17 protein-coding genes are annotated in these 23,094 nt (G+C 32.9%); 7 read left to right on the top strand and 10 right to left on the bottom strand.

Features of this window, described 5'->3' with window-relative positions; genetic code table 11:
- The first annotated feature begins 1 nt into the window (after nt 1).
- Together AAGV33_RS01210 and AAGV33_RS01205 are read left to right on the top strand one after the other, a co-directional pair.
- Complete coding sequence (locus AAGV33_RS01210; protein ID WP_373390078.1) at nt 2–1,261, top strand: hemolysin family protein; 1,260 nt, start codon at nt 2–4, stop codon at nt 1,259–1,261.
- Between the two features lie 107 nt (nt 1,262–1,368).
- Nucleotides 1,369–3,468, top strand: coding sequence for a peptidylprolyl isomerase (locus AAGV33_RS01205; RefSeq protein WP_373390077.1), 2,100 nt, complete (start codon nt 1,369–1,371; stop codon nt 3,466–3,468).
- Nucleotides 3,469–3,637: 169 nt separating this feature from the next.
- Here AAGV33_RS01205 and AAGV33_RS01200 read toward each other — a convergent pair whose 3' ends face one another.
- Nucleotides 3,638–4,561: a GYDIA family GHMP kinase gene (locus AAGV33_RS01200; protein ID WP_373390076.1), complete on the bottom strand. Its 924-nt coding sequence runs from the start codon at nt 4,559–4,561 to the stop codon at nt 3,638–3,640.
- Between the two features lie 33 nt (nt 4,562–4,594).
- Entirely contained in the window at nt 4,595–5,914 is a 1,320-nt protein-coding gene (locus AAGV33_RS01195) for a hydroxymethylglutaryl-CoA reductase, degradative (protein WP_373390075.1), read from the bottom strand.
- Between the two features lie 180 nt (nt 5,915–6,094).
- On the opposite strand from AAGV33_RS01195, the gene AAGV33_RS01190 reads away from it, so the two are divergent.
- From AAGV33_RS01190 to AAGV33_RS01180, 3 genes are all read left to right on the top strand, one after another.
- Complete coding sequence (locus AAGV33_RS01190; protein WP_373390074.1) at nt 6,095–8,263, top strand: S9 family peptidase; 2,169 nt, start codon at nt 6,095–6,097, stop codon at nt 8,261–8,263.
- A gap of 96 nt (nt 8,264–8,359) precedes the next feature.
- Nucleotides 8,360–10,117: a peptide MFS transporter gene (locus AAGV33_RS01185; RefSeq protein ID WP_373390073.1), complete on the top strand. Its 1,758-nt coding sequence runs from the start codon at nt 8,360–8,362 to the stop codon at nt 10,115–10,117.
- A gap of 42 nt (nt 10,118–10,159) precedes the next feature.
- Complete coding sequence (locus AAGV33_RS01180; protein ID WP_373390072.1) at nt 10,160–10,627, top strand: thioredoxin family protein; 468 nt, start codon at nt 10,160–10,162, stop codon at nt 10,625–10,627.
- A gap of 3 nt (nt 10,628–10,630) precedes the next feature.
- Here AAGV33_RS01180 and AAGV33_RS01175 read toward each other — a convergent pair whose 3' ends face one another.
- The 4 genes from AAGV33_RS01175 to surE form a co-directional block, all read right to left on the bottom strand.
- A complete protein-coding gene (locus tag AAGV33_RS01175) occupies nt 10,631–12,658 on the bottom strand; it encodes a ComEC/Rec2 family competence protein (RefSeq protein ID WP_373390071.1) in 2,028 nt (675 codons plus the stop codon).
- Nucleotides 12,659–12,696: 38 nt separating this feature from the next.
- Entirely contained in the window at nt 12,697–13,203 is a 507-nt protein-coding gene (locus AAGV33_RS01170; RefSeq protein WP_373390070.1) for a C40 family peptidase, read from the bottom strand.
- A complete protein-coding gene (gene lpxB, locus AAGV33_RS01165; RefSeq protein ID WP_373390069.1) occupies nt 13,196–14,311 on the bottom strand; it encodes a lipid-A-disaccharide synthase in 1,116 nt (371 codons plus the stop codon). The genes AAGV33_RS01170 and lpxB overlap by 8 nt, the downstream gene beginning before the upstream one ends.
- An 81-nt stretch (nt 14,312–14,392) precedes the next feature.
- A complete protein-coding gene (gene surE, locus AAGV33_RS01160; RefSeq protein WP_373390068.1) occupies nt 14,393–15,172 on the bottom strand; it encodes a 5'/3'-nucleotidase SurE in 780 nt (259 codons plus the stop codon).
- Between the two features lie 171 nt (nt 15,173–15,343).
- Here surE and AAGV33_RS01155 point away from each other — a divergent pair, with 171 nt between their 5' ends.
- Nucleotides 15,344–17,617 (top strand): carboxy terminal-processing peptidase, encoded by a 2,274-nt coding sequence (locus AAGV33_RS01155; protein WP_373390067.1) that lies wholly within the window; start codon nt 15,344–15,346, stop codon nt 17,615–17,617.
- A gap of 74 nt (nt 17,618–17,691) precedes the next feature.
- Nucleotides 17,692–18,507: a DNA/RNA non-specific endonuclease gene (locus AAGV33_RS01150; RefSeq protein WP_373390066.1), complete on the top strand. Its 816-nt coding sequence runs from the start codon at nt 17,692–17,694 to the stop codon at nt 18,505–18,507.
- Nucleotides 18,508–18,527: 20 nt separating this feature from the next.
- On the opposite strand, the gene rodA is transcribed toward AAGV33_RS01150, so the two are convergent.
- From rodA to mreC, 4 genes are read right to left on the bottom strand one after another with little or no spacing between them, the layout of a single operon-like run.
- Complete coding sequence (rodA, locus tag AAGV33_RS01145) at nt 18,528–19,760, bottom strand: rod shape-determining protein RodA (RefSeq protein ID WP_373390065.1); 1,233 nt, start codon at nt 19,758–19,760, stop codon at nt 18,528–18,530.
- Between the two features lie 15 nt (nt 19,761–19,775).
- Nucleotides 19,776–21,710, bottom strand: a complete 1,935-nt coding sequence (gene mrdA, locus AAGV33_RS01140; RefSeq protein WP_373390064.1) for a penicillin-binding protein 2 — start codon at nt 21,708–21,710, stop codon at nt 19,776–19,778.
- Nucleotides 21,707–22,213, bottom strand: coding sequence for a rod shape-determining protein MreD (locus AAGV33_RS01135; protein WP_373390063.1), 507 nt, complete (start codon nt 22,211–22,213; stop codon nt 21,707–21,709). The genes mrdA and AAGV33_RS01135 overlap by 4 nt, the downstream gene beginning before the upstream one ends.
- Entirely contained in the window at nt 22,206–23,033 is an 828-nt protein-coding gene (mreC, locus tag AAGV33_RS01130) for a rod shape-determining protein MreC (RefSeq protein WP_373390062.1), read from the bottom strand. The genes AAGV33_RS01135 and mreC overlap by 8 nt, the downstream gene beginning before the upstream one ends.
- Nucleotides 23,034–23,094: the final 61 nt, after the last annotated feature.

Here is a 23,094-nt window from a genome sequence, read left to right as displayed (position 1 = left end):
TATGGAAATTAGTATTATCATACTATGTCTAATACTATCTGCTTTTTTTTCAGGAATGGAAATAGCATTCGTTTCTTCAAATAAAATTTATCTTGAAATTGAAAAGAAACAAGATAGTTTTATTTCTGAAATTCTAACTAGACTTACCGAAAAACCGTCCAAATTTATTGCAGCCATGCTTATTGGTAACAATATAACCTTGGTTGTTTATGGTTTTTTTATGGGCGACCTTTTAATGGATTGGATACAATCATTTGGTTATTCTTTTTCTGATTTTTTGAATTTGTTTATCCAAACCGTTCTTTCTACTTTGATTGTTTTAATAACCGCAGAGTTTTTTCCAAAAGTATTTTTCCAAATTTATTCCAATGTTTTAATCAAGTTTTTTGCCGTTCCGGCTTATTGCTTTTACCTGCTTTTTTATTTTATTTCCACATTTATCATTTGGATTTCCGATTTTATTTTGAAGAAATTTTTTAGAACCGAAGGCGACCAGATTCAATTGTATTTTTCTAAAATAGAACTAGGAAATTACATAACTGAGCAAATGAGTACGGTTGAAGACAATGAAGAAGTCGATTCGGAAATCCAAATTTTTCAAAATGCACTGGAGTTTTCAGGAGTAAAAGCCAGAGATATTATGAGTCCTCGCACTGAAATTGTAGCAGTCGATTTGTATGATTCAGTAACCGAACTTAAAGAAATGTTTGTAGAAACAGGCTATTCTAAAATTATGGTTTACGAGAATTCATTGGACGAAATTATTGGTTATGTACATTCTTTTGATTTGTTTAAGAAACCAAAAAATATCAAATCAGTAGTTATTTCCGCCGAATTTGTTCCAGAAACTATTTACATCAAAGAAGTTATGGATTTGCTGATTAAAAAGCGAAAAAGCGTTGCGGTAGTTCTGGATGAATATGGAGGGACTTCGGGAATGATTACTATTGAAGATATTGTGGAGGAACTTTTTGGGGAAATTGAAGATGAACACGATTCAGATGAAGAATTAATTGAAAAAGAATTAGAAGAAGACGTGTATCTTTTTTCGGCTCGTTTTGATGTGGAGTATTTAAATGAAACTTATAAGTTAGAAATTCCAGAGAGCGATTCTTACGGAACTTTGGGTGGTTTTATTGTTGATTTTACAAAAGAAATCCCATTAAAAGGGGATGTAATTACCATTGGGAACTATCATTTTGTGATAGAAGAAGCAACAAATAAAAAAATTGAATTAGTGAAAATGACCGTAAAAGAGTGATTTTTTTAGAAAAGCAAAAAATCTTTTAAAATAAAACGTTACTTGTATTATTATTAACTAGATAATTGTATTTTCGCAAACTGAATATAAAATTAACAACAATAAAAATGGCAGTTTTATCAAAAATTAGACAGCGTTCCGCTTTAATGATTGCAGTTATAGCATTAGCTTTATTTGCATTTATCATTGGTGATTTATTTAAAAGTGGTGGCTTTAGTAGTACCTCACAAGATGTAGGAAGCATCAATGGAAAAGATATTTCATTTGAGAGTTTTAGACTAAAAGTAAGTGATGTTGAAAAAAGTGGTCAGGGAATCACTTCTACAGCAGCAGCAAATAGAGTTTGGGAACAAGAAGTTTCAGTAGCTTTATTATCTGATGAATTTGATAAATTAGGATTAAGAGTTGGCGAAAAGCACATTATAGAAATCTTAAAAGCAGATCAAAATATTGGTCAAAATCCAATGTTTTTAAATGCTGCCGGAATGTTTGATTTGGCTAAATTCAAAGCATACTTTAAAACAAATCCAGCGCAAGCTGAATATTTGAAACAAAGAGAAAAAGACGCTGAATTAAATGCAAAATACCAAATTTACAGTACTTTGATAAAATCAGCTTCTTATACTACTCAGGCTGAAGGTAAATTGAAATATGAAATGGAAGCCAATAAAGCTAACTTTTCATACGTTGGAGCTTTGTATTCTTCAATCAAAGACAGTGATGTAAAAGTGACTGATGCTGAGATTTTAGAGTATATGAAGAAAGACGAAAAGACATTCAAAGCTGAAGAATCTCGTGCTGTTGAATATGTTTTAATTGAAGACAAAGCATCAGCAGCTGATGTAGCTGAAGTTAAAACAAGAATCAATTCATTATTGTCAGGAAGTGTAGTTTACAATCAGGCAACTGGTAAAAATGATACTTTAGCAGGATTTAAAAACACAAATAATGTTGTTGAATTTGTTAACTCAAATTCAGATGTTCCTTATGATTCTACTTATGTAGCTAAGAAAGATTTGCCTGCTGTAGATGCAGATCAATTATTTAGCTTAGCTCCAGGTGAAGTGTACGGTCCTTATGTTTTTGGAGATTACTACTGTATTTCAAAATCTTTAGGTAAAAAATTAGGTGTAAATGCTAAGGCAAGTCACATTTTAATTAGTTATGAAGGAGCTCAGGTTCCAAATCAAAAAGAAAAAAGAACAAAAGAAGAAGCTAAGATTAAAGCAGAAGAAGTATTAGCTCAGGTTACTGCTAGTCCTGATAGTTTTATGATGTTGGCTTTCCAATATTCTGATGATTCATCTTCTCAACAAGGTGGTGATTTAGGTTACTTTGGTCCAAACCAAATGGTGAAGCCTTTTAATGATTTTGTATTCAATAACGGTATTGGAAAAATTGGTTTAGTAGAAACTCCTTTTGGATTCCATATTATTAAAATTACAGATAAGCAAGACGGAATCCGTTTGGCTACAGTGGCTCAAAAATTAGAAGCATCAGAAGTAACTTCAGATAAAATTTTTACTCAGGCAACTCAATTCGAAATGAAAGCGGCTGACGGTGATTTTAATAAAGTAGCTAAAGAAATGAAATTGACTGTTACTCCTGCAGTTTCAGTAAAAGCAATGGATGAGAATTTTGGTGCTTTAGGAAACCAAAGAGCTATTGTAAGATGGGCATTTGAAGGTGATACAAAAGTAGGATCAGTAAAACGTTTTGAAGTGGCTAATTTAGGTCACGTAATTGCAAAAGTTAAAGATGTTGACGATTCTGGATTTGCTCCATTAGATCAAGTAAGACCATATATTGAAACGAAATTGAAAAAAACTAAAAAAGCAGAAATGCTTAAAGCTAAAATGACAGCTGGTTCTCTAGAAGCGATTGCTAAAGCTACAGGAACTAAAGTAGAACAAGCAGCTAATGTCACTTTAGACAATCCAGTTTTAAACGGTGGAGTAGGTCAAGAGCCAAGAGTGGTAGGAACTGCATTCGCTTTAGCAGCTAATAAAACTTCAGCTCCTATTGAAGGAAATACAGGAGTTTATGTAGTTAAAACAACAAGTGTTGTTAAAGCTCCAGCAGTAAAAGATGTAAGTCCATATATCGCTAAATTAAAAGCACAATCAGCAGGAGATGTAAACAGAGTGTTGCCAGCTCTTAAAGATATCGCTGATATTAAAGACAATAGAAAACAATTCAATTACTAGTTTTATAGTATAAGATTAATTTTAATTTCATAAAAAAACCGTCTCGTTATTATTTTTAACGAGACGGTTTTTTTATGTCTTGTTTGAAAAATCCAATACTTTAGCTCCCTCTCCTTTGGAGAGAGTTGGGTGAGGTAAAATAAACGTTGTTCTATCTTTCCAATTGTTATTATTCCAATATCATATCCTTATAAGGAATGATTGTCTTATAACCTTTGGAAGAAAAATAAGTAACAGGACTTACTTCGGAAACTACCATAATAAAATCGCCGCCCCAAGCGCCTAGACTTTTTATTTCACCAATAAAATCAAAAAACAAATTTTCTTTTACGGTAGCAGTTTCTAAAATAGAACTCATAATCGCTTCATGCTTGCCTATTGCAACAGCCATTGTATTGCTGCTTTTGGCATGAATGATTTCCTGAGTTAATTTGTCTATTTTCGAAATGTTCTTTTCAGTATCGGTGGTTTTGTTTTTTTTGTAATTAGCTATCGCAGTTTTACTGCTCTGTTTTTTATTCAAATACACAAAGTAAATGCTATCGGTAAAATTTGGAGCGAAGAGTACAGCATCTATTTTTGGTTTTCCTTGTTTCAATTGGTAGGTGATAGGAGTGTTATTTTGTGCACAAGCAATGTCGTAACCGCTGCCACCAAAACTATTGTTCAATAATATATAAGCGTCAATTTCTAGCCATTGCGCAATATTATTAATAAGTGTAGAAGAAGTGCCCAATCCCCATTTTTTAGGGAAAGTCAGTTCTGTGGTGATGTTGTAACCTTTTGTCTGTTCAATAAAATCAGGATTTAAAAGATAAGCTTCGTGCAAAATCTTTACTAAGGTTTTCTTAGTAGATTCTTCTTCTGTTTCTATTGGGTTTTTAATTTCTGAAAAAGAGAGCGTATCTTCAAACCAAATACTTCCGTCAGCATCAAAGCTTTTCCAGATGATTTCAGGATGATTTGTTTCTTCTATAATTAAATTTTGACCAAATTTTGTTGGCAATGCAAAAGCCTTAGCGCCGTCTAAAACCAAATATTCAGCAGTGATTAATAATTTTCCGTTGCTGTAAAATGTTTGTTTTGTGTCCATTTCCAAATTGAATTAGAATTCGTTCTACTATAATTATTTCCTCAGACTTTCAATAAAGTTTACTACGCCACTGTGTGATACTACATTGTTTTTAAAGTGTTTTTGTATGGCATCACGTTCTTCGTTTGTAGCTTCATATTGGTTTAAAATATTATTCAAATGCATTTTCATATGTCCGTCCTGAATTCCTGTTGTGGTTAAGGAACGCAGGGCAGCAAAATTTTGTGCTAATCCTGCAACGGCAACAATTTCCATCAATTGGCTAGCGGATGGATTTTCGAGCATTTCTAACGAAAGTTTTACCAAAGGATGCAAACTTGTTAATCCGCCGACAGTTCCTAAAGCTAATGGAACTTCGAGCCAAAAACTAAAAATTCCGTTTTCTATTTTGGCATGAGACAAACTGCTGTATTGTCCATTTTTAGCCGCATAAGCATGGACTCCCGCTTCTACAGCTCTAAAATCATTTCCTGTAGCTAATATTACTGCGTCAATGCCGTTCATGATTCCTTTGTTGTGTGTTACAGCGCGAAAAGGTTCTACTTCGGCAATTTGTACCGCCTGAACAAAACGCTCTGCAAAAACCTGAGGATTCGGAATGTGTTTTTCTGCCAAATCTTCTATTGGACAGGAAACTTCGGCTCTCACGATACAATTTGGAACATAGTTCGAAAGAATACTCATAATCACTTCAATGTTTTTTTCTTCTTCTGTAAAAAGTAGTTCGCAAGCCTGAGCTTCCGTTTTTAAGATATTGGCAAATTGCTCTAAGCAAGAGTTGATAAAATTAGCACCCATGCTGTCTTTTGTTTCAAAAGTTGCATGAAGCTGAAAATAATTGGGCAATAAATGGGTTTTGTTTTCTAGTGTAATGTCTAGAATTCCGCCACCGCGTTGTTGCATATTTTTAGTAATATTTTCGGTTTCTGAGAAAAATTTAGCTTTGGTTTGAACAAAGAATAATTCCAGTTTAGAAATATCGCCTTTGAACAGAAAATGAACCTGACCAATTTTTTCAGTATTGATTACCGTAGTTTTAAAACCGCCACGACTTGCCCAAAATTTAGCCGATTTAGAAGCTGCAGCAACTACTGAGCTTTCCTCAATAGCCATTGGAATGGTGTGATACTTATCATTAATTAAAAAATTAGGAGCAACACCCAGTGGAATATAGAAATTACTAATGGTGTTTTCTATAAATTCGTCATGTAGTTTTTGAAGTTTTTCGTCACTATTCCAGTATTTTTTTAATAATTGAATGGCATTTTCCGGACTTGAAAAGTAAGTTGTGGCAATCCAGTTTATTTTTTCTTCTTTTGATAGTTTAGAGAATCCTGCTACGGCTTTATTCATTTTCAATTGATTATAAAGTAATGAGGCGCAAAGATACGTTTTAGGAGTTTTATTTTTCATTAAATTAGCATCAATAAATAAGATTATTGTTTTTTATTGGCTGAATTTTAATCAATAAAATAGCTGATATGTATCTTTTTTTTACTAAAATTGGGGCTTTCTATACAGATAATTTAAAATATGAATCACAAGTTGCTTTCCTTCGTTTTGTTTTTGTTGAATATTGTTGTTTTTGGACAACAAAAAATAACCGTCGAATCTATTTATAGCGGGATGTATCAAACTCAGGATATGGACGAATTGCATTCGTTAAAAAAGTCCAATCAATATACAGTCTTAAATTATAATCGTTCAGCTCTGACCACGCAGGTTGATTTGTTTGATTTTGCTACTTTGCAAAAAACATCCACAATTATCGATACTAAAGATCATATAGGTATGCCGATGATTGATAGTTATGCTTTTGATTCGAATGAAAAAATGTTGTTGCTGGCTTGTAATTCAAGCCAGATTTACCGTCATTCCTTTACTGCCAATTATTATTTGTATGATATTTCGAAAAAGGAATTGACTGAATTGTTCAACTTCCAAATTCAGGAACCTACTTTTTCTCCTGATGGAAACAAAATTGCTTTTGCCAGAGAAAACAATTTATATGTTTACGATATAGCATCAAAAATAACCATTCAAGTTACTACTGATGGAAAGAAAAATGCAATTATCAACGGAATTTGCGACTGGGTTTATGAAGAAGAATTTGCTTTTGTTCGTGCTTTTGATTGGTCAAGTGATAGCAAAAAAATAGCTTTTATCCGATTTGATGAGTCGGAAGTACCTGAGTTTTCAATGACGGTTTTCAATCAACAATTGTATCCTGAAGTAGAAACTTTTAAATACCCGAAAGCAGGCGAGAAAAATTCGCAGGTTTCATTACATATTTTTGATTTAGCGTCGAAAGATTCAAAAATGGTGGATTTGAGTAACTATTCTGATTTTTATATTGCCAGAATCAAATGGACCAATGATGCGAATGTGTTATCGGCTCAGGTCTTAAATCGCCATCAAAATAACTTAGACTTGCTTTTTATTGATGGAAGTTCAGCAGCTAAAAAAGTAGTTTTGAACGAAAAAGACAAAGCTTACATTGATGTTACCGATAATCTCACTTTTCTAAAAGACAATAGTTTTGTCTGGACAAGCGAAAAAGATGGGTTTAATCATATTTACTATTATGATAAAACGGGAAAACTAAAGAATCAGGTAACCAAAGGAAATTGGGAAATCACAAAGTTTTATGGACTCGACGAGAAAACCAATACGGCGTTTTATCAGTCAACCGAAAACGGTTCGATTAACAGAGGTGTTTATAAAACAGGATTGAATGGAAAAAATAAAGTGGTTTTGTCTAATGAAACAGGAACTAACGAAGCTACTTTTAGCCCTAATTTCGATTACTATATTCGTGCTTTTTCGAATGTGAATCAACCAACCACTTATACTTTGAATGAAGTAAAATCAGGTAAGGAATTGAAAGTTATTGAAGATAATGCTGCTTTGGCAAACCGATTAAAAGAATATAATTTGCCAACAAAAGAATTTTTTGTTTTAAAAACAGAGAAAGGAAACGAATTGAATATCTGGATTATCAAACCAAAAGATTTTGATTCGGCTAAAAAGTATCCTGTTTTTATGACGCAATATTCTGGGCCAGGTTCGCAACAAGTAGCTAATCAATGGAGTTCTCTGGATGATTACTGGTGTTTAATGCTTTCGCAACAAGGCTACATTGTGGTTTGTGTTGATGGGAGAGGAACGGGTTTTAAAGGTGCCGAATTTAAGAAAGTAACGCAATTGCAATTAGGAAAATATGAAGTAGAAGATCAAATTGATGCGGCAAAAGTAATCGGGAATTATCCGTATGTTGATAAATCCAGAATAGGAATTTTTGGTTGGTCTTATGGTGGATTTATGGCTTCGAATTGTATTTTGAAAGGAAATGACATTTTTAAAATGGCTATTGCAGTAGCTCCAGTTATTAATTGGCGATTTTATGATTCGGTTTATACGGAAAGATACATGCAAACACCGCAGGAAAATCCAAGCGGTTATGATGACAATTCCCCAATTAATTTTGCCAGTAAATTAAAAGGAAAATACCTTTTGATTCATGGTACTGCTGATGATAATGTACATGTTCAAAATTCGATGGAAATGATGAATGCATTGATTAAAGCGAACAAGCAGTTTGATTCCCAAATTTATCCTGACTGCAACCATGGCATTTACGGTGGAATGACCCGAATTCAATTGTTTAATAAGATGACTAATTTTATAAAAGAAAATTTATAATTCAAATTAAGAAGTTAGATTTTAGAACTATATTTGGAATAGATTTTTTAATATCCCCAAAGAAACACAGACTTACCAATAATTAATACTCCATTTATGAATCAAGATGCTCAAGATAATTTTTTTAAAAGCCCTGTTTTAGGGCATCCAGCAGGATTGTTTGTGCTGTTTTTTACTGAAATGTGGGAACGTTTTTCATTCTACGGAATGAGAGTATTATTGATTTTGTTTTTGACTGCTCCAATTACAGGAATAAATCCGGGTTGGGGATGGAATGCTGAAAATGCAGGAGCTCTATATGGAACTTATGCTTTGTTATTGTATATCACACCCATTTTTGGTGGAATTATAGCCGATAGATACATTGGATACAGCTGGGCCGTTGTTGTGGGTTCGATTATTATGACGCTCGGCCATATTGCTATGTTTCTGGATACTCCTTTTATGTTGTATTTAGGTTTGGGATTATTGGTAATTGGGACAGGCTTTTTTAAGCCCAATATGACTTCGATATTATCTGAAATGTACAAAGGTTTTCCAGAGAAAAAAGATAGTGCTTATACCATTTTTTATATGGGAGTAAATGCAGGAGCTTTTTTCGGAATGATGCTTTGCGGTTATCTGGCTTCTAATCTAGGCTGGCGCTGGGGATTTGGTTTAGCGGGTGTTTTTATGTTGTTAGGTACCTTACAGTTTTGGATGGCAAAACCCTTATTTGGCACTGCTGGCGATGTTCCTTCAAAAGAAAAAAGAGAGGCAGCTATCGCAAAATCGAGACTCTCAAATGATCCTGAAGACAAACCGAATCCTTTTACAGTTGTTGATTATGCTTTAATAGTAATTTCAACTACAATAGGCTTGTTGTATGCTTTTAATGACCCACTTTCTAAAATTGGTGGCATCAATTTATTTGATTTTAAAGTAAATGGACTTGACGGTTCTATTTTTATGATATTGCTTGGATTAGTACTCTTCTTATATTTGGTTATTTCCCGTTTACTGCGTTATACTACTATAGTGAGAGATAGAATGATTGCTGTTATTGTTTTTGCGTTTTTTACTATTTTCTTCTGGATGTCTTTTGAACAAGGAGCTTCATCGTTAATTCTTTTTGCAAGAGACAATGTGGACAGAAGTTTAGAAGGAACTTCTTTGAAAATTTTTAATACTATTAATACTTTATTGACCGTAGTTCCTTTGATTATCATTTCGTGGGTTTTGTTTTTGTTAGCTAAACAAACCTGGAAAAAAATAACCGTATCTAATATTGTACTAGCAATTACTTTTTTAATGGTATGGGGAATTTCGATATGGATGTTAAATAATGAATTTAGTAAAAAAGCTTCAGAAATTGATCCAAGTTGGTTCTCCATTTTGAATTCCTTTTTTATTATTGCTTTGGCATCCAGCGTTTCAAAAATCTGGGATAGTAAATACAATCCGCCTGCTGCAGCCAAATATGGTTTAGGATTAATTATCATGGCAATTGGTTTTGGTTTATTGGCTTACGGTTCTTATGGAGTAACTGAAGGATTTAAAGTTTCGATGGTTTGGTTGGTTTTAGCTTATTTGTTTCATACACTCGGAGAATTGTTTTTATCACCAGTGGGACTTTCTTATGTGTCCAAATTGGTTCCAGCGCGAATGATTGCTTTCATGTTTGGAATGTGGTATTTGGCTATTGCAATTGGTAGTAAATTAGCGGCTGTACTTGGTGGTCAAATCGAGAATATTACCAATACATATTCGTTATCGACTTTCTTTTTAATTTTTACTGTTGTTCCTGCTGCTGCTGGTGTAATAGTAATTATTTTAAATCCTCTTATGAAAAAGTTAATGCACGGGGTAAAATAAAATTTAGGTATTATATTTGTGCTTATTCGTAAAAAAAATAAAATGAAAAAAATATATTTAATTGCTGTTTTCTGTATCGGTATTGTTTCTGCTCAGGCTCAAAAAGAAGAATTAAAATGGCATACTGATGTTAAGGAAGCTATGGCAATTGGAACTAAAGAAAACAAACCTTTGATGCTTTTTTTTACAGGAAGTGACTGGTGCGGATGGTGTATTCGTTTACAAAAAGAAGTGTTTCTAACACCAGAATTTACTAAATGGGCACAAGAAAAAGTAATATTAGTTGAATTAGATTTCCCTAGAAGCGTTCCGCAATCAGATGAATTGAGAATGCAAAATAAAGGATTGGAACAAGCATTTCAAGTACCAGGATACCCAACAGTTTGGTTTGCTACTGCTCAATTGAAAGAAGGAAAACCAGCTTTTGGCGGTTTAGGAAAAACAGGATATGTTCCAGGTGGTTCAGTTGCTTGGTTAGAAGTGGCTAATGGAATTTTAGAGCAAAAATAAGATTTAGTTTAATTTATAGAATCCCTTTTCGGCAGTAGCGTGAAAAGGGATTTTTTGTTTTTTACAACTCGTTTCCCATTGTTTTAAAATGTATTTGTAATTGGAGCCATCCGCAATTACTATTTTTGGTTTTAAGTCCAAAAGCATTCGGTCTATATTTATTCTAGGCGATTGGGTTAGCAGTATAATATCTGGTTTTATGTTTTTTGGAAAAATACCTAGACTGTCCAAAATAAGGATTTTATTTCCTTTAAAATATGCCGTGTGCTGTAATGGTTTTTGATTTCTTGTTTTGCTGAAATTTCCAAGTAAATAAGAGTTAAGCATTTTACTTTTTGTAGCAACACTATCATTCGAGTATAGAGAAACTTTACCTCCCTGACGCTGTACAATCAATGTGGTTCTTTTTACATTAAAAACAATCCATTCTTCTTGATTTTGAGTTTGCCAATGGATTGTCAATAACGTTAATTGGAATGTAATAATCGCAATCAAAGCAATTAATAGTCTGTTGAAATAGGGTTTTTTGAACCAAACAATTAGTGCAATAATTAAAATATAACTAGAAGCCAGTAAGCTAAAATTGAACGGAATGTCTTTGATGATGAATTGTTCAAAAGAAGCAATGGTATTGATGATTTTGTTGAGTAAAATAATGCTCCATTCTAAAGGTTTGTTTAACCAAAGTGCTGTGAATCCAAAAGCAGCAAATCCCATAACTACAATTCCGATAAACATGATGATACTAACCAGCGGAATTACCGCTAAATTAGTAATGAAAAACAATCCCGGAAATTGATGGAAATAATACAAACTTAAAGGCAAAGTGCCTATTTGTGCTGCGAATGAAACCGTGAGAATGTCCCAACTGTATTTTAGTATTTTGTTTTTTGGTGTCCAAAGTTTGGATAAAATAGGTTGAAACCAAACAATAAAAAATACTGCCAAATAACTGAGTTGAAAACCAACATCAAATAAAAAGTAAGCCTGAAAAAGCAATATTAATAACATGGATACTACCAAAGTGTGGTAAATATTAACGCTTCTTCGGATATAATATCCAATTGTAACAAAAGAAAACATGGTGACCGAACGAACAATAGAAGGAGACAATCCGGCGATTAAAGCAAATAGGAATAAGCTAATTAGTATGATGCTTAGTTTGATGAAAGCTCCTTTTCTGGTATTCGAAATGGGTTTTAAAATAAAATTTAGGAATAGGAAAATAAATCCAACATGCAAACCTGAAACTGACAAAATGTGTACGGCGCCAGCATATTGATAATCTTGAACGATTTCAGGGGCAATGTCTTGTCGTTGACCTAAAATTAAAGCGGTTGCAACGGCAAGTGCTGTTTTATTAAATTCTGACTTTTCTAAATTATGGGTAATTCTTGTGGTGATTTTAGCACTGTAGTACCAAATGTCTTTATGAGGTTCAAGACTTCGTTCAATATTTCCCGAATTAGCATAAAGCTGAGCATAAATTTGTTTTTGCTTGAGATAGTTGCCATAATCAAATTGGTTAGGATTGTCTGGCTTTTTGTTTTTAATTAAAGCGCCTTGAATGCGTAAAATTGTTCCCACTTCAAATGGAGTGGTGATACTTTTTTTAGGAATGTTGAGTAAAACTCTTCCGCTGTAGTTTTTGTTATTTATCGTTTGGACTAAAGCAATGTAGCGCTTATTGTAGCTGGTATTTTTTAATTTTTCCCGAATGATTAATGTAATCGAAATTTCTTTTTCAAAAATACTATTGTCATTACTGTAGTTGTTTTTTTCTAAGGAATTGGTTTGGACAATTAAACTACTGATTCCAATTAAAAAAGAAATGGAGTAGGTAAGTATTCCAAAATAAAATGGAGTGTTCTTCGTTCTTTTCGTTCCAAAAAACAAAAGAATTAGTAATGCTAACAAAACAAAAAGAAATCCAAACACTAGATTTGGATTCGGATGAAAATAGAAAGCGGTTAGGATTCCCAGTAGGAAACCTATAGTGATTCTTGCCAAAGGAAATTGTAGTACTTTCATGATTCTAAAGTACGAATTTTCGACAATGTTTTATTTTTTTAAGGCAAAATTCTATTGATTTGCGTAAAAGTTCTTTCGTAGTAAGCTTCTTTAGTAGAGGAAATTATCACTCCTCTAGAAGTAGAGGAATGAATAAATTCAATTTCGTCGTTTTTGGCTTTGGTGACAATCCCAACGTGATTAATTTTACTGCGATTATTGGTTTTAAAAAAGATTAAGTCTCCTCTTTGCGCTTTCGAAATGTTTTTACCTAAATCAATCCCTACTTTAGCTTGATCAGCTGAACTTCTAGGAAGTTTGATGTCAAATTGATTAAAGGTCGAAAAAACCAATCCCGAACAATCAAAACCAGATTTGGTTGTTCCAGCATATTTGTATGGAGCACCAAGATTTTCGGATGCCGAATGGATTATTTTTTCAACAAGAATATTGTTGTTCTTTTTGTCTGATTTGCTGGTGGCAACGGCTGTAGATTTACAAGAAGTAAAAATAATGGCAATCAGGATTAGGAAAAATAACGGTTTTAAAAGACTTATTCTACGCATTCAAATCGGCAATAATTAATTGAGCTGTTTTTTCGCTAGCACCTGTTCCGCCTAACTTTTGTTCTAAAGTATCGTATTGAACCAAAAGATTTTTTCGGTATTCAGAATCTAGTATTTTATTTAACTCCTTTTTTATATTTTTAGTATTGCAATCTTCCTGAATTAATTCGGTTACCACTTCTTCATCCATAATTAGATTGACTAATGAAATGTATTTCAGGGTAATAATGCGTTTTGCAATTTGGTAAGAAATCCAGCTTCCTTTGTAGCAAACAACTTCTGGAACTTTAAAAAGTGCCGTTTCTAAGGTGGCTGTTCCCGAAGTAACTAAGGCTGCGTGAGCAATTTTCAATAAATCGTAAGTTTTATTAGAAATGAATTTGATATTCTTTTTGGTAATGAAATTTTCGTAAAAAGAAAATTCCTGACTTGGAGCACCTGCAATTACAAATTGGTAATCTGGAAAATCATCCACTACGCTAAGCATTACCGAAAGCATTTTGGTAATTTCTTGTTTTCTACTTCCAGGAAGTAACGCAATAATCGGTTTTTCGTTTAAATTATTTTCAGCTCTAAAAGTAGCGGCTTCAATTTGTTTTTGATTCTGAATCGCATCAATAAGCGGATGTCCCACAAATTCAACTGGATAATGATGTTTATCTTCGTAGAAGTTTTTTTCGAAAGGCAAAATCACATACATTTTGTCTACGTCTCTTTTAATCGCGTTTATTCTGTTTTCTTTCCAAGCCCAAATTTGTGGCGAAATGTAATAATGGGTTTTGATTCCAATTTCTTTAGCCCACTTGGCAATACGCATGTTAAAACCCGGATAATCAATAAAAATGATTACATCAGGTTGGAACTGAATAATATCTTCTTTGCAAATTTTAATATTGTTTAAAATGGTTTTTAAGTTAAACAGCACTTCTACAAAACCCATAAATGCTAATTCGCGGTAATGTTTGACCAAATTCCCACCAACAGCCTGCATTAAATCGCCGCCCCAAAAACGGATATCAGCATTAGAATCTTGCTCCAAAAGCGATTTCATTAAATTAGAACCATGTAAGTCACCTGATGCCTCTCCGGCTATAATGTAGTATTTCATTGTATGCTGCTTAATTTAAAATCAAACCAAAATTAACCATTCCATCATCAGGAATCAAATAAAGCTAATTTTTAAATGTAATTATTCATTCCAATTCCAAGTATTGAGTTGTTGGGTGGCATGATAAGCAGTCAAATCGAATTGAACCGGAACTATGGAAATGTAGCCGTGATTCAAAGCCCATTCGTCAGTATCTTCGCCCTGATCCTGATTTATAAATTCGCCAGACAACCAGTAATAATCACGTCCTTGAGGAGTTTTTCTTTTATGAAATTTTTCTTGCCAGAATGCTTTTGCCTGACGGCAGATTTTAATTCCTTTGATTTCTTCTTGTTTTAATTTTGGGAAGTTAACATTCAGAATAACATCTTTAGGTAGTTTGTTTTCTAATGCTTCTAAAGTTATTTTTTTTATGAAAGGTTTGATTTCTTCAAAATTGGCATTCCATTCAAAGTCTAAAAGTGAAAAACCTATAGCAGGAATTCCTTCAATTCCAGCTTCAATAGCAGCACTCATCGTTCCTGAATAAATAACGTTTATAGAAGAATTCGAACCGTGGTTAACACCCGAAACACACAAATCGGGTTTTCTTTTCAGGACTTCGTTAACCGCTATTTTTACACAATCGGAAGGTGTTCCTGAACAGCTATAAATGGTAATAGGATCATTTTCTAATGAAATTTTATTCAAATATAAAGTTTCATTAGTAGTAATAGCGTGTCCCATTCCGCTTTGTGGTTTGTCTGGAGCGACGACTACAATTTCTCCGATTTTAGACATCACGTCAATTAAAGCATTGATTCCCGGAGCTGTAACGCCGTCGTCATTTGTGATTAAAATAAGGGGTTTATTAGTGTTCATGAGTAGCTTATAATGAGTAAGAAATGTTTTTTTTAACAAAGTAAGTAATTTTTATTTAGTTGCATGATTATTGCTATTGTAAAAAAAACAATTTTATATCTTTAACAAAAAATTATGGAGACCTTATCATTGTTGACTTGGTTTTTCACTTAACTTAGTTTAAAAATTTGGATGAATACTATTATTAGTCTTATGAGGAGAAATTATAAATTACTTATTGCGGTTGCCGTTTTGTCGGTGACATTGTTTGCTTTTAAAATAAAATCGGCGTCTGAAGCTGATCCTGATAAAGATAAATTACTTTTAGAATTATTGACTTTTGTTATTGAAAAAGGACATTATGAACCAGCAACTATTGATGATGCTTTTTCTAAAGGAGTTTACAAGGATTACATTCAGGCACTAGATCCGTCTAAGCGATTTTTTTTACAATCGGATATTGATGAATTTTCAAAGTACGAACTAGAGTTAGATGATGAGTTGAGAAATAAAGATTTGACGTTCTTTACCTTAACTTACGATCGTTTGATGACAAGAATGAAGGAAAGTCAGGCTTTTTACAAAGAAATTTTAAAAACTCCTTTTGATTATACTGTTGACGAAAGTTTTAATACAGATTATGAGAAAGCACCTTATTCTAAAACGGATGCAGAATTAAAAGAAAGATGGAGAAAACAATTGAAATTAACCACACTTTCTTCTTTAACGGATCGTTTGAAAATGCAAGAAAATAAAGGGAAACCTTCTAAAGATGAAGCGGCTTTGCTTGCTAATCCTTTAGAAAATCCTGATGATCATACTGGAGCTGAAAAGCCTAAAAAAGAAGTTTCGGCTGAGGACAGTAAACCTAAATCTTTTGAAGAATTAGAAAAAGAAACTCGTGAGAGTACTTCAAAATCTTTGGATGAGTATTTTGGTTTTATGAAAGATTTAGATCGTAACGACTGGTTTTCGGTTTATATCAATTCTATTACCGCTCGTTTTGATCCGCATACAAACTATTTTGCACCAGAAGAAAAAGAACGTTTTGATGTAAGCATCAGTGGAACATTAGAAGGGATTGGTGCTCGTTTACAAAAGAAAAACGATTACACTGAGATTTCAGAATTGATTTCTGGTGGACCAGCTTGGAGAGGAAAACAATTAGAAGCTGGAGATATTGTAATGAAAGTGGCTCAAGGAGACGGTCAGCCAGTAGATGTAGTAGGAATGCGTCTGGATGATGTGGTTAAGAAAATTAAAGGACCAAAAGGTACCGAAGTACGTTTGACTATTAAAAAAGTAGACGGAACCATTAAAGTAATTTCAATCATTAGAGACATTGTTGAAATTGAAGAAACTTATGCTAAATCAAGTATCGTTAACAAAAACGGATTGAAATACGGAGTAATATATTTGCCTAAATTCTATATCAATTTCGAAAATAAAGATGGTAGAGATGCAGGAAAAGATATTGCTCAGGAAGTAGCACGATTAAAAGAAGCTCAGGTTGACGGAATTGTTTTGGATGTTCGTGATGATGGTGGAGGATCTTTGTCTACGGTTGTTGATATTGCTGGATTGTTTATTGAACAAGGTCCAATTGTCCAAATTAAATCGGCAGGCAGAAAGAAAGAAGTGTTGTATGACCGAGATAAGAAAATAGAATGGGATGGACCGTTAGTAATTATGGTCAACAGTTTTTCGGCTTCGGCTTCAGAAATTTTGGCGGCAGCTATTCAAGATTACAAACGTGGAGTTATCATTGGTAGTAAACAAACCTATGGAAAGGGAACGGTTCAAAATGTAATCGATTTGAATCAATTTGTACGTAGTAGTGAATTAGGCGATTTAGGTGCGCTTAAAACAACTACTCAGAAATTTTATAGAATCAATGGTGGTTCTACACAATTAGAAGGAGTGAGAAGTGATGTGGTAATGCCAGACCGTTATGCTTACTTAAAAATGGGAGAACGCGATGTAGAAAATGCAATGCCTTGGGACAAGATTGATCCAGCAGATTATACCGTTTGGGACAATAATGCTAATTTTGGTAAAGCAGTTTTGCATAGTAAAGAACGTATTGCAAACAATCCACAATTTAAATTGATTGAGGAAAATGCAAAATGGATTGATACCAGAAGCGAAGAAAATGAATATAGCTTAAATATTGATAAATTCAGAAAAGCGCAAAATGCGATTGAAGAAAAAGCTAAGAAATTCAAACCTATTTTTGATTATAAAAACGATTTAAAATTTACTTCACTGCCTTATGAAATAGAGCAAATGAGTAAAGACAATATTTTGAAAGAAAAGCGGGATCGTTGGCACGAAAGTTTAGCCAAAGACATTTATGTTGAAGAAGCATTGAATGTTTTGGATGACTTACAAACTAAATTAAATTTGAAAAAAGCGCCGGTTTCAGTTAATAAATCTAAAAAAGAGAAGTTAGCTAAAACAAATTAATAAAAAAAAGTAATAAAGAATCCGCTCTGGAAATTAGTTTAATTTTCAGAGCGTTTTTGTTTAAAACAGATAATATGAATTTTAGGTTTTTTTTGGGGATTATGGTTATTGGTTTTTCTTTTTTGGCTTATAATCAATTTGATGAGCCAATAGTAGAGAAAGTAAATTCAAATGAATTGAATTCCACAACATCAACTCAAACGAATCGGGATTTGAATTTTTATTTGCCTACTTCGACTACTTCACAAATTGTAAAACACAATTATTATACTTTGTCTTATAATGAAAAAGCAGAACAAGCAGAATGGGTAGCTTATGAATTAAAGAAAAATTATGTAAAGAATAGTAACTTTAAACGGCCGTATTTTATTGAGGATCCTAAGGTAACAACTCAATCGGCTCATTGGAAAAATTATAAAAAGTCAGGATATGATAAAGGGCATTTGTGTCCAGCTGCCGACATGGAATTTGATATCAATGCGTATAACGATACTTTTTTTACTTCGAACATAAGTCCGCAAAATCATGAGTTTAATAGCGGTATCTGGAATCGATTGGAACAAAAGATTCGCTTTTGGGCAGTTAAAAACGATGGATTAATTGTGGTTACAGGTGGTGTTTTAAAAGGAAATTTAAAAACGATTGGAACAGAAAAGGTAATGGTGCCAAAATATTTTTATAAAATTGCCTTCGCTCATTCCAAAGAAAATTATAAAATGATTGCTTTTTTAATTCCGAATGAAAAAAGCAGTAAACCTATTTTTGATTATGTAGTTTCGGTAGATAAAATAGAATCAATTACGGGAATTGATTTTTTTCCTAAATTAGAAAACAGCATCGAAAATAGTTTAGAAAAAAATGTAGATTTGAGTTCCTGGCTTGCGAAATAATCTTTCTAAAACCAAGAATATTACCATTCATTTACTTTATTGGCATCCATTTTAAGGAATATAAAAAGTAAAATGGTAAATCCCCACAAGCCCGATCCTCCATAAGAGAAGAAAGGCAATGGTACTCCAATGGTAGGAAAAACACCAATAACCATAGCAATGTTTACAAAGAAATGGATGAATAATATGGATGCGGTGCAATAGCCATACACTCTACTAAATTTGGTTTTTTGTCTTTCGGCTAAGTAAACAATTCTTAGTAATAAGGTTACAAATAATGCTACAACTACTAATGAACCCACAAATCCCCATTCTTCGCCTACAGTGGTAAAAATGTAATCAGTATGTTGCTCAGGAACAAAACCGCCTTTGGTTTGTGTGCCTTCGAGAAAACCTTTTCCGAATAATCCGCCAGAACCAATGGCAATTTCAGATTGATTGGTATTATAGCCAATTCCCTTTAAATCTACTGTCTTACCTAATAAAATATTGAAACGGTCTCTGTGGTGTTGTTTGAATACATTGTCAAAAACATAATCTACAGATAACACAAAGCCTGATATTAAAACTAATATTATGCTGCTTGCTACAATGTTTCTATCGGCTAAACGGGATTTGAAATAAACAATAATTATAGCTAATAAAGAAAGTAAAATAACATATTGAGGCTCTAAAATTAGTGTCAATACAAATAATAAAATGGCTATAAATCCTGTCCAAATGTACCAAGCGGGTAATCCTTCTCGATACAAAACGATTATAAGAAAGCAGTAGATTAAGGCACTTCCTGGGTCATGAAAAACAATCAGTAAAATAGGAAGTCCTAATATGCTAAGTACTTGTAATTGTCTATTAGTATCTTTTAAATTTATTTGGGTATCACTTAAATATTTAGCCAATGCTAAAGCGGTGGCTGATTTAACAAACTCAGAGGGTTGAATACCAAAAGAACCGAAAGAATACCAATTGGCTTGTCCTTTAATTGTTTTTCCCAATACAAATAAACCGGCTAATGATATTAGACCTATGATATAGATTACGCTAGCGTATTTTTCGTAAAACTTACCATCAACAAAGAGTAAAATAAAAATCAAAGGAATTGTTAGAATGATAAACATCAATTGTTTATTTGATGTCTCTTCCATAGAAGCCAATGATGATGAATAGATGTTTAACCATCCCATTATCACTAAAAGGCTATATATGATAATACATATCCAGTCAATATTTTTCTTTACACTTTGATTTTTCATTCGTAAAAGAATCTCTTAATTAGTTTTTTTTGTGGTATCTATTACCGAATTTGTCTTAACCTCGTTGTATTTACGTATCGTGTCTTTAGGAGTACTTTCAATTGCACTAGCTTCTTTCATTCCACCGAGTTTTGCATATTGATCTCTTAGACTAATTCCGAGAACGCGTTTTTCTAAATCTACTCTAGTGATTTTTTTCCTAAGGTATTTTTCAATCATCAAACTGGCTATTGGTCCTGCAATTCTAGATCCAAATCCCCCATTTTCAACCATAATAGCAATAGCAATTTTCGGGTTGTCTTTTGGAGCAAACGCAACAAAGATCGAGTGATCCTGTAACTGAACTCTTTTGCCTCCAATTTTAGCAAAGTTCTCAGCAGTTCCTGTTTTGCCACAGATATCAATTCCATCTACTCTCAACGAACTTGCCGTTCCAAAATTATATACATCAAACAAACCACTTATTATAGGTTTGAAATATTTTTTGTCAATAGAAGTAGTGTGTTTTTCCTTGAATTTTGCGTCAATTTTATCACCTTTGATTTTTTTAATAATGTGAGGAGTATAATAATGTCCTTCATTGGCAACAGCAGCCATCATATTCGCTAATTGTATTGGTGTCATTAACACTTCGCCTTGCCCAATAGAATTAGATATAATTGTTTTACCACTCCAACCCCAATTTGGATATATACTTTTGTAAGTTTTTGAAGTAGGAACCTTTCCTCTTTTCCCAGTTGGTAAATCGTAACCCATGAACTGTCCGAGTCCAAAACTTTTAACATGATCGCTCCAAACATCTACTGCATAAGGAGCACTAGAATATTTACCAATTATCCTCAAATATACATTTGCAAAATAAGTGTTACATGAATTGTAAATTCCATTGTGCAATTGATGAGGGCCTGAACCGTGACACTTCATAAATCGTCCTGGTGCATAACTAAAACCATGATGGCAGATGTAGGTAGTTTGTTCATTGATTACGTCTTCCTGAAGGCCAACTAATCCAGTTAATATTTTGAATGGAGAACCGGGAGGATATTCGGCTAATAATCCTCGGTCGTATAATGGTTTTGCAATGGAATCATGATACAATAAAGTATAGTTTTTAGAACGTTGTCTGCCCACTAAAATACCTGGATCGTAAGATGGAGCCGTAACTAAAGCAAGAATTTCTCCGGTTTTAGGTTCGATAGCAACAATTCCTCCTCTTTTGTTAATCATCAATTGTTCGCCATAACGTTGAATTTCAGCATCAATAGTTAAATTAATGTCTTCTCCTTGTACGGCAATAGTATCGTATTTCCCTTCTTTATAAGAGCCTATTAGTCGATTGTATTTGTCTTTTTGAAAATACTTAACTCCTTTTACTCCTCGTAAAATTTCTTCGTAATATTCTTCAACACCTTGTTTTCCTATTAAATCGCCACTTTTATAATAGGGTTGCTTTTCAATTATTCTTTCATTTACTTGGGTGATAAAACCAAATATATTGGCACCAAAATCTACTTCGTAATCACGAAGCGAACGTTTTTGAAAATAGAAACCTTCAAATTTTCTAATTTTTTCCTGAAAAGCAGCAAATTCGCTTTTGTTTAATTGTGGTAAAAAAACTGAAGGTAGGCGTGGACTGTAGATTTTAGCTTTGGCTATTTTTTCTAAAAAATCTTCTTTGGTAACATCTAATAATTGGCAAAATTCTAAGGTGTCTAAGTTTTTAATTTCCCTTGGAATAACCATAATATCATAAGAAGCCTGATTAGCCACTAAGAGTTTTCCATTTCGATCATAAATGTAGCCTCGTTCTGGATATTCGTATTGTATTTTAATAGCATTGTTTTCCGACTTTAATTTGAAAGTATCATTGATGACTTGCAAATAAAAAATCCGAATTAGTAGCAAAATTGCTGCAATGATAATGATAGATGGCAGCAGAAGTTTTCTCATCGTTTGTTTGGCTTAATAAGGTATATTATTATAATACAACTAATGATTGTGAATATGGTACTTAATAAAGTTCTAATTAAAATATCTAAAATAAAACTAACTTGAAAAGCTTCTAATATAAATATCGAAAAATGATGTATTACTACTGCAAGAAGGATAAATGAAAATCGTTCAGGAGTTAGTGCTTCGTTTAATTTAATGGTCTGATATTCGTAACTTACACCAAATGCAAACTTAAAAAGATAGGGTCTGTAATAAGCTAGAATTACACAAGCTGTGGCGTGAGTCCCGCCAGAATTTGAGAATAAATCCATTGTTAATCCAAGTAAAAAACTACTAACCAATAATGCAGATTTGTTAGAATTTACTGGATATAAAATAATAAAAAGGATGTAAGGTAAAGGCATTATAAAGCCTAAAAAAGTCATGTTGTTGAATATGACAATTTGAACGGCTAATAATAAAATGAACCTTAAAATATTGACTAACAAAGTGCTATTCATCTTTCTTACTCGTTTTTTCTAAATTATTAACTTCATCTCTGTCTTTGCTTTTAATAATGTATACATGGCCTAAATTAGTCATGTCATTAAATAGTTTAACAGTTATTGTATAATAATGTGTTTGATCATCAAATTCAAGTTTGTGAATTGTTCCAATGTTGATATTTTCAGGAAAAATAACCGATTGTCCTCCAGTTACAATTGTGTCTCCTTTTCTAATAGATGCTAGTCTAGGAACATCGGTTAATTGAACAAAGCCAGTACTTTTTCCATTCCAACTTAATGAACCAAAATGATTGGATTTTTTGACCTTAGCATTTATTCGAGATTTAGTATTTAAGATACTAACCACCGTTGAGTAATTAGGCGAAGTTTTGTCTATAATCCCTATAATTCCTAAACTATTGATTACACCCATATCTGACTTAACCCCTTCTTTAGAACCTGAATTCAATGTTAGGAAGTTTTCATGAGTGTTATAAGAGTTGTGAATTACTTTTGATACTACAATATCTTCAGGAGTTACACCTATAAGGTTTTCAGGTTTTTTTATATTTGTACTATCTTTAGTATTGAAGATAATGCTTTTAAGTCTGGCGTTTTCAAGTGCCAAAGCATCATTTTCAGTTTTAAGATTCAAATATTCAGTTACGTTGTTTATTTTTTCATAGACGCCACCAGTTACAAAATTAGCCGAACTGATGACTCTGCTTTTATGGTAAGAATGAGACTGTATCGTAAGCAAAAGCGAAACGCATAATAACAGCAAAAACAGTAATCGACTACTGTTTTTGAATAAAAAGTTAAATATTTGCTGCATTCTCTATTTGATTATTAATTTCAGGAAATGCTAATGTATTTGTAATTTTACTTATAAAAAC

Source organism: Flavobacterium magnesitis (assembly GCF_041729735.1).
GTDB lineage: Bacteria > Bacteroidota > Bacteroidia > Flavobacteriales > Flavobacteriaceae > Flavobacterium > Flavobacterium magnesitis.
Note: the sequence above shows the minus strand (reverse complement) of the source record. Positions and strands in the feature narration are given on the sequence as shown.